This is a genomic window from Luedemannella flava, from assembly GCF_039528515.1.
GTDB classification, from domain to species: domain Bacteria; phylum Actinomycetota; class Actinomycetes; order Mycobacteriales; family Micromonosporaceae; genus Luedemannella; species Luedemannella flava.
Genome location: NZ_BAAALT010000368.1, coordinates 1 through 8290 on the forward strand (window position 1 = coordinate 1; position 8290 = coordinate 8290).

Sequence of the window (8290 nt, forward strand, 5' to 3'; positions counted from 1 at the left end):
GCCCCGGCGCGCTGACGGCGGCGGCGCGGCGGCCCGCGGCGCTGCGTGCCACGCTGCTGACCTGCCTCGCGCTGACCTACCTCAACCCGCACGTGTACCTGGACACGGTGCTGCTCATCGGGTCCGTCGCCCACCAGTCGGCGCGCCCGTGGCTGTTCGCGGCCGGCGCGGCCGCCGCGAGCGCCGTGTGGTTCGTCGCCCTCGGCGGCGCCGCCCGCCGGCTGGCGCCGGTGTTGGCTCGCCCGTCGGCCTGGCGCATCCTCGACGGCACGGTAGCCGTCATCATGACCGTGATCGGCACGCTGCTGCTGATCGGTCCGTAGCCGTCCTGAGCTGCTCAGACAGCGAATGGTGCAGGTTGGGCGTGCTCAGGTACGGTGACCACCCCGCTACCACTGCTGTGACCACCGCGGCCCCAGCTAGGGGCTAGTATCCGCGTCGGTGGTCGCGAAGAGTCGCTGTGACGTGTTCCGTGGCTGGGAACTCGTCGAGTAGGTGATCCATCCGTCGGCTCACCCGGACCGAGTCCACCCCGTTGGTGGCGTCGATGGCTTCGTGTGCTGTGGCCACCGCCTCGTCGAGGCGTCCGGAGCGGAGCTGAGCCTCCGCCAGTCGAACCAGGTAGAGGTTACGTTCGCGGGCCGAACTCGCGTCCAGGGTGGATAGGCCGGCGGTAAGGCAGCGCTCCGCTGCCGCCAGGTCGCCGATCTCCAGCAGGGCGGTACCCGCCTCGGCGGTCAGCGAGGGTTGCGGCATCCAGTACACCCAGCCTGGATCGTCCTCGGCGCGGCGCCTACTCCATTGGTCGTCGGCCTCGTTGAGTAGTGCCGACGCAGCCCGGCCGTCGCCGTTGACTGCGTGGCCACGCACGGCCCAGCAGTTCAGCATCGCGAGGACCGTGTGGGCGGCCGGGTCCACCCGGCTGCGCGCGGCGTCGAGCAGAGCGACGGTCGTCCCGCCGTCGCCCGCGTATGCCGCCTGCAGCGCAAGGTTGGACAACACATACACGCCCTGGTCGACGTCGCCGGCAACGGCTGCGGCGCGTAGGCCAGCGTGCCAGAAGCGCTGCGCGGCGGCGTCCTGCCCCGCGTCGAAGGCGGCAAAGCCGCAGAACCGTGCGAGGGACGCCGCGAGCGACCACAGCCGGGTGCCGAGCGACGCGTCGTAGCGACCGGTCGCGATGAGCCGCTGCGCCAGTCGCAGGTCGGCTACGCCGGCGTCGAGGCACGGCCCGCCGCCGAGCAGGTCGTCCAGGCGCCAAAGCTCCTCTACGCGAGCGTGGAGGTGGTCGACGGATTCGGGGGTGACGCGGGCACCCGCGTTGTCGGAGAGCAGGTCAGTTTGAGCGGTGCTCCAGTTGGTTGCCAGCGCGGTCGTGGTCGCACCCGTCAGGATCAGAAACCCTCGGCGGTCCATACCTGCCGAGCCTACGACGCGGTCGAGAACGTCGGCAGCTTCCCGGGCCGTCCACGCCGCGTCGGTGGGCTCACTTCGATCGACCAAGAGCAACCAGGCGGGCCATGCGTGCGTTCGGACGACGTCAACACCGAGGCCGAGTTCCGCCGCGAGCGCGTACTGGGCCGCTAACTCAGGCGTGACGCCGCGTTCCCATCGCCAGACCTTCTCGCGCCGGCAGGCCATGTTCAGCCCCGATCGGCGCTGGACCAGCATGGCCACGTCAGCCAAGCTCCAGCCGCGCCGTGCGCGTACGTCGGCCAGCGGGTGATCGATGAGATCGCCGCGTTCGTTCGTCATCCCACCCCTCGTGGCCGCGAGTAGGCAACAGGAGGCTACAGCGCGATTCCTCCCGACTATCACGGTGCGCAGCGAAGCTATCACCACGGGTGCGGCGGTTGCTGCTTTGTTGGCGTGGCCGCCGTGTCCGCCCACCGAGGAGGAGTACGTGTGATGGTGGTTGACTTCGATCCCGACGATCCGCCGCTGGAGCCGCCGGACGGCACTGAGCCTGTGGTGTGGCGGATGGCCCAGGCCATTCGGGCTGCGCACCAGCCGGACTCCACCGCCTGCTGCGTGACCTGCCGTGTCAACGTACCGTGGCCCTGTCCACCGAGCCGGCTGGCCGCGCGTGGGTTCCTGCTTGCGATACGGCTACGCCGGACATCTAGACGTTGAAGCGCCGTGCTCCATGAGCACTCCATTGTGTTAGTCGGTTCGGGCTACCATCGCGGTCGATTGACGCCCTTGGGGAGGACACGATGACCGAGCCGCAGCCGCCGCAGACCGCGCCGGCGCCACCCGTCCCACCGCAGCCCACGCCCTACCCGACAGCGCCGACCGGCTATCCCGCGTACGCCGTGCCGCCGGCACCGGCCGTGGCGCGTCCCAGCGGCGGCGTGTTCGTCGTGGTCGGGCTCGCGTTGCTCGGGCCGGCGCTGCTCGCGCTGCTGCTGGCGTACGTGGTGCCGACGATCGGGTCCATCGTGGAGAGCTTCCAACGGAAGTCGCCGTTCGGTAACCGCCCGGCGGAGAACGTCGGGCTGGACAACTACCAGGCGCTGTTCGAGGGCAATTTCGGCTCGGCGCTGGGGTTCACGCTGCTGGTCGCCGTCCCGCTGGTGCTGACCGTGGTGGTCGCCGGCCCGGTGGTCGCGTGGCTGGCCCACCGGTCGGGAGACGTGGGCCGGCGGGTCACCCGGGTCGCGCTCGTGCCCCTGCTGGTGCTGTTCAGCCCTGTCGCGGTGGCCGCCGCGTGGTTCGCCGCCGACCGGACCGACGTGCTGCGCGACTCGCCGCAGCTCGGCGTCACGTGGATCACCTGGGCCATCCTGTTCGGCGCGCTGCTCGCCGTGAGTGTCACGGTGTTCCTGCCGGTGCTGCGCCGCCGCGCCGACGAGCCCCGCGCGTGGACCGCCGCGATCGCCGTGGGCGCCCTGCTCGGCATCGCCGGCCTGGCGTACGGGCTGCAGGTCTTCGACCTGCCGTACGTGCTCACCCGCGGCGGGCGGGGCACGGCGACGCTGCTGGCGAACGCGTTCGCGGACACGTTCATGCAGTTCGACCTCGGCGGCGGCGCGGCCATGCTCACCCTCGTCGGGATCCCGCTGGCGCTGCTGGGCGTCGCGGCCGTGCTGCTCGTCGCGTTCAGCGGGCTGCGGGCCCGCTGGGCGCCGGACGCCGGGCGGCCCACGTCGCCGCTGGCGAGCGCGGCCGTGATCGTCGTGCTGCTCGGCTGCCTCGCCGTCGTGGCGTACGCGCTGTGGCCGTGGTTCGGGGCGTTCGGTGGCGACACGCCGTCGCGGTTCGACGCCGGCCGGGTCGCCGTCAACACATGGCTCCCGCCGTTGATCTCGACCGTCGTCGGGGTGGCGCTCGCGGCGCTGGCCGGGTTCGGCATCGGGGCGCTGCGGCCGCTGGGGCGCTTCAGCGAGCTGCTGCTCCTGCCGTTCGCGCCGTGGCTGTTCGTGACCCCGGCGGTCCAGGCGTTCGGCGCCTTCGAGGCACAGCGCGACGGGGGCACGCTCAACACGCTGGCCAGCCTCATCCCACCCGTGTGGATCAACATTCCGGCCCTGGTCCTGTTCACGGTCCTGTTCCGGGGCCTGAGCCTGGACTGGCGGGCCGGCCGCGCGTCGCTCGGCGCCGTGATCGTGCCGGCGCTGCCGATGGCCGCGGTCGCTGTCCTCGCGACGTGGCTCATCAACGCCCAGTCCCTGATGTGGCCGTTCGTCTTCGCCAACAACGTGGACCGCTTCACCGGCCCGATCGCGGTCTACCAGGTGTGGCTGTCCATCCGCGGGGAGTCGCTGCCCGTCGGCCTGGCGCTGCCGATCGCCGCGATCGTGGCGTTCGCGCTCGCGGTCGGCGCCCTGCAGTGGTTCTACCTGGATAAACTCGCGATCCGGGCGGGCCGGGGGGACGACGGCCCCGCCTGAACCGGGACGACGTCAGACCGTCAGGACGATCTTTCCCCTGGTGCGCCCGGTCTGGCCGATAGCGTGCGCCTCGGCGACCCGGTCGAGGGGCAGCACCGTGTCCACCGCGACGCGTAGCCGACCCGCGTCGACCAGTCCGGCGAGCGACGCCAGTCCGGCGCCGTCCGCCTCGACGATCATGAATCGGGCGCGGCGGCCCTGCCGGGCCGCCTCCTCCTCCAGGTACGACTCGGCCGGCGAGGCGAGCGCGACCAGGATGCCGTCCGGGCGCAGGATCCGCAGCGAGCGCGGCCCGTACCCGCCGCCGATCGGGTCGAGGGCCACGTCCAGGTCGCGCAGGTGCTCGGCGAAGTCGGTCGAGGTGTAGTCGATGACCTCGTCGGCGCCCAGACCTCGGACGAAATCGTGGTTGGCGGCGCGTGCGGTGCCGACCACGTACGCGCCGCGCGCCTTGGCGATCTGCACGGCGAGGTGACCTACGCCCCCCGCGGCCGCGTGCACCAGGACGCGCTGGCCGGGTCCAACGGCGGCGACATCGACGAGGGCCTGCCACGCGGTGAGCCCGGCAAGCCCCAGGCCGGCCGCCTCGACATGTGAGAGCCGGGCGGGCTTGCGCACGAGATGACGCGACGGCGCCGTGACGTACTCGGCGTAGGTTCCCGCCGGCCGCGGATGGCGGGGCAGACCGAAGACCTCATCGCCGGGCCGCAACGGCGCGGCGCCCACGCCGAGCGCCGCCACCACACCGGACACGTCCCAGCCGAGCCGCACCGGTCGCCCGGCCAGGCCACCGGTCGCGCGGTGCCAGAAGTCGGTGGGGTTGACCCCCGCCGCGTGGACGCGGACGAGCACCTCCGCCGGACCCGGCTCGGGCCGCTCGACGTCCACCAGTCTGAGCACGTCAGGGCCACCGAGTCGGTCCTGATCGATCGCACGCATCGCCACTCCGTTCGGTCGGGATGTCACCACCCTCCCCGAGGGCCGGCGGGCGATCGAGTGGCCAGATCGCCAACATGTGGAAGGATCTGGCCATGCATCGCGTGGTCGTCCTGGCCCTGCACGGCGTGTACCCGTTCGAGCTGAGCATTCCCGTCCGCATCTTCGGCACCGCCACCGGTCCCGACGGCGAGCCGTTGTACGAGGTGCTCACCTGCAGCGTGGACGGCCGGCCGGTCGCCACGAGCGCCGACTTCGCCGTTGCCGTCCAGCATGGCGCCGAGGTCGTCGACACGGCGCAGACGCTGGTCCTGCCGCCGTTCGTGTGCGAACCGACGGGCGCCGAGGACTGGCTGCCCGCACCCGTGGCGGCGGCGCTGCGCCGACTGCCGCCCGGCGCCCGGATCGTATCGATCTGCACCGCCTCGTACGTGCTGGCGGCCGCGGGCCTGCTCGACGGGCGACCGGCGACGACCCACTGGAACAACGCCGAGCATTTCCAGCGCACGTTCCCCAACGTGAACGTCGACGCGGACGTGCTGTTCACCGACGACGGTGAGGTGCTCACCGCGGCGGGCGTGGCCTCCGGTGTCGATCTGTGCCTGCACCTCGTGCGCCGGGACCACGGCAGCGCCGTCGCGAACCGGGTGGCCCGGCTCTGCGTCGTCCCCCCGTGGCGCGAGGGCGGCCAGGCGCAGTTCATCGACCGACCCGTGCCCGAGCCGACGACCGCCACCACATCGGACACCCGGCAATGGGCGCTCGCGCAGCTGTCCCGCCCGATCACCCTGGGCGAGCTGGCCCGGCACGCGCGGATGAGCGTGCGGACGTTCTCCCGCCGGTTCCGGGCCGAGGTCGGCCTGACGCCGGGCCGATGGCTCTCCCGGCAACGGGTGGAACTCGCGCGCCGCCTGCTGGAGACGACGGATCTTGCCGTGGACCGGGTCGCCACCGAGGCCGGCTTCGGCACCGCCGCGTCCCTGCGCCACCATCTCACCAGCGCGATCGGCCTCTCGCCGACGGAGTACCGGCAGACGTTCCGCGCCCGCAACGCCACGCCGGCGTAGGCGGGCGGCACCACCGCGACGGTGCGGGTCGCGGCCTCGCCGCCGAATCGTCGGTCACCTCACCTAAACTCGCGCCGGCGTCGACGGGGAGGAGCCGCACATGTCGCGGCGGGGCTGGCTGTTGTTCGTGACCATGGGCGTCATCTGGGGCGTGCCGTACCTGCTCATCAAGGTGGCGGTCGACGAGCTGACGCCGGCGACGCTGGTCTTCGCCCGCACGGCGCTGGCCGGGCTGCTGCTCGTGCCGCTCGCGGCGGCGCGCGGGCAGCTGCGCCCGCTGCTGCCGGTCTGGCGGCCCGTGCTGGCGTACACGCTCGTCGAGGTGACCGTGCCGTGGGTGTTCCTGAACACCGCCGAGCAGCGGTTGAGCAGCTCGCTCGCGGGCCTGCTCATCGCCGGGGTGCCGCTCGTCGGCGCGGTCCTCGCCGCCGTCACGGGCACCGAGCGCCTGGGTCCGCTGCGGATCGTGGGCCTGTTCGTCGGGCTGGCCGGTGTGGCCGCGCTGGTGGGCTTCGACGTGCGCGGCGGCGACCTGTGGGCCGTCGCGCAGATCGCGATCGTCGTCGTGGGGTACGCCGTCGGGCCGTACATCCTGAACCGGCACCTGAGCGGCGCGCCGGGCCTCGGGGTGATCGCCGCCTCGCTGGGCGTCACCGCGCTGATCTACCTGCCCGTCGCGGTCGTGCAGGCGCCGCGCGTGATGCCGTCGGCGACGGCGGTCGGGGCCGTGGTCGGGCTCGCGCTGATCTGCACCGCCCTGGCGTTCGTCGTGTTCTTCGCCCTCATCGCCGAGGTCGGCCCGGTGCGCGCCACCGTCGTCACGTACGTCAACCCGGCCGTGGCCGTCGCGCTGGGCGTGCTGCTGCTCGGCGAGCCGCTCACCGCCGGCATCCTGCTCGGCTTCGCGCTGGTCCTGGCCGGTTCCGTGCTCGCCACCAGACGTGGCCGTCCCGAGCCCGCGGTCGCGCCCGTCGCGGTCGAGGCGGAGTGCGCCACCGGCTAGCGCAGGCCGATGATCCGGATGATGCCGTCCCGCGCGGGCTGCGGCTGTAGACGACGACAGCGCCCGGGGCGGCGGCGAACCGCACGTCGGCGGACCCATCGGTGCGCTCGCCGAGCTGCACCGGCAGCACCGGCGACACGTCCTCGTCGCCGAGCCGGGCCGTGCGCACGGGCGCCGTGCCGGTGGCGCGGAACTCGTCGCGCCACGTGGGCTCGTCTAAGTACGCACACCACCCCGCCGGACAGGCGTAGGCCCGCCCGGGCGTACGCGCTCGCGATCTCGCCTAGCCACTCGTCCCGACGCTCGATAGACGCCATGCGGACTATGGCAGGAGCAGGCGCATTGGTTCCTCGCAGCCGATCACCCGCATCTTTACCGGCCTGTCAAGGCGCTTGCATCCGGCTGCCTCGCCAACGGATGAGTATCTTGATCAGTGACAGGAGGTCCAGCAGAGCATCCAGATCCGAGCGGATGATCTACCACGAACGCAACAAGGACGCCGGAGATCAGTCCTCGAAGCCGGTACATGGATACATGCAGTCATGGCATAACAGGGTGTAGCCAGGCGAAGGTACAAAACCGAACTGCTCGCGCATTCGTTCACCTGACGCACTTATGCTTGCGATTCTGGCGAGTGGATCTCGCGGACGGCGCACGAGAGAAACCTCATGAAGGTCACCGTCTATTACCGTTCTTCCAGCTCTCGTTTCGTAAGTTTGTCCCACCACATGTTCGCACTCAGTGGAAGCACCACATACGTTGCAGGCATCTCCGTCGATCCGCTGGGCAATCTCATGATATCTTTCACCAAGATCATGATCGCAAGACGGTCTGACTTTGCCACAAATGCTGCACGCATAGGTTACCGTGGCCCCAATACTATACCCCATGCGTATGTGCATTATTGAGAGCGGGCAAGCCTTAGCCCAGCTTTCCCCGTTGTGAATCAGGCGACAGCCGAATAGTCCACCGACCAACTCGCCGGCGAAATGATCGCGAATCCGCGTCACCTGGGCGCCGCGCAGCGGCGGCTGCGCGTGCTCGGCCGGGCCGTGTCCCGTAAGGTCGGCCCCGACCGGCGGCGCGGTCAACGCCCATCCCGACGGTGGCAGCGGGCGTCGACCCGCCTGGCTGGCGCGCACGCACGGGTAGCGAACCTGCGCCGCGACCACCTGCATAAACTCACCACCCGCCTGTCCCGCGAGTACGGCATGATCGTGGTGGAGGACCTCAACGTGGCCGGCGTGCTGCGTAACCGGCGACTCGCCCGACACATCGCTGACGCGGGGTTCGCGGAGATCCGCCGACAGCTGGCGTACAAAACCGTATGGAACGGCGGTCGGCTCCTCGTAGCCGACCGGTGGTACCCCTCGTCCAAAACCTGCTCGGCG

7 protein-coding genes are annotated in these 8290 nt (G+C 71.3%); 5 read left to right on the forward strand and 2 right to left on the reverse strand.

The window, feature by feature from the left end; translation table 11 throughout:
- Positions 1–323, forward strand: a 323-nt coding sequence (locus ABD211_RS33650; RefSeq protein ID WP_344140668.1) for a LysE/ArgO family amino acid transporter, incomplete at its 5' end; no start/stop codon positions are given.
- A 103-nt stretch (positions 324–426) separates the two neighbouring features.
- On the opposite strand, the gene ABD211_RS33655 is transcribed toward ABD211_RS33650, so the two are convergent.
- Complete coding sequence (locus ABD211_RS33655; RefSeq protein WP_344140670.1) at positions 427–1755, reverse strand: NsdA family TPR-like regulatory protein; 1329 nt, start codon at positions 1753–1755, stop codon at positions 427–429.
- Positions 1756–2216: 461 nt separating this feature from the next.
- On the opposite strand from ABD211_RS33655, the gene ABD211_RS33660 reads away from it, so the two are divergent.
- A complete protein-coding gene (locus ABD211_RS33660) occupies positions 2217–3893 on the forward strand; it encodes a hypothetical protein (RefSeq protein ID WP_344140671.1) in 1677 nt (558 codons plus the stop codon).
- A 12-nt stretch (positions 3894–3905) separates the two neighbouring features.
- On the opposite strand, the gene ABD211_RS33665 is transcribed toward ABD211_RS33660, so the two are convergent.
- Entirely contained in the window at positions 3906–4832 is a 927-nt protein-coding gene (locus ABD211_RS33665; protein WP_344140673.1) for an NADP-dependent oxidoreductase, read from the reverse strand.
- A 92-nt stretch (positions 4833–4924) separates the two neighbouring features.
- Between ABD211_RS33665 and ABD211_RS33670 the strand changes: the two genes are divergently transcribed.
- The 3 genes from ABD211_RS33670 to ABD211_RS33680 form a co-directional block, all read left to right on the forward strand.
- The gene (locus tag ABD211_RS33670) at positions 4925–5896 is read left to right on the forward strand and encodes a GlxA family transcriptional regulator (protein WP_344140675.1); all 972 of its coding nucleotides are present in this window, start codon (positions 4925–4927) and stop codon (positions 5894–5896) included.
- Positions 5897–5996: 100 nt separating this feature from the next.
- Positions 5997–6899, forward strand: a complete 903-nt coding sequence (locus ABD211_RS33675; RefSeq protein ID WP_344140677.1) for a DMT family transporter — start codon at positions 5997–5999, stop codon at positions 6897–6899.
- A gap of 989 nt (positions 6900–7888) precedes the next feature.
- Positions 7889–8290, forward strand: a 402-nt coding sequence (locus tag ABD211_RS33680) for an RNA-guided endonuclease TnpB family protein (protein ID WP_344140679.1), incomplete at its 3' end; no start/stop codon positions are given.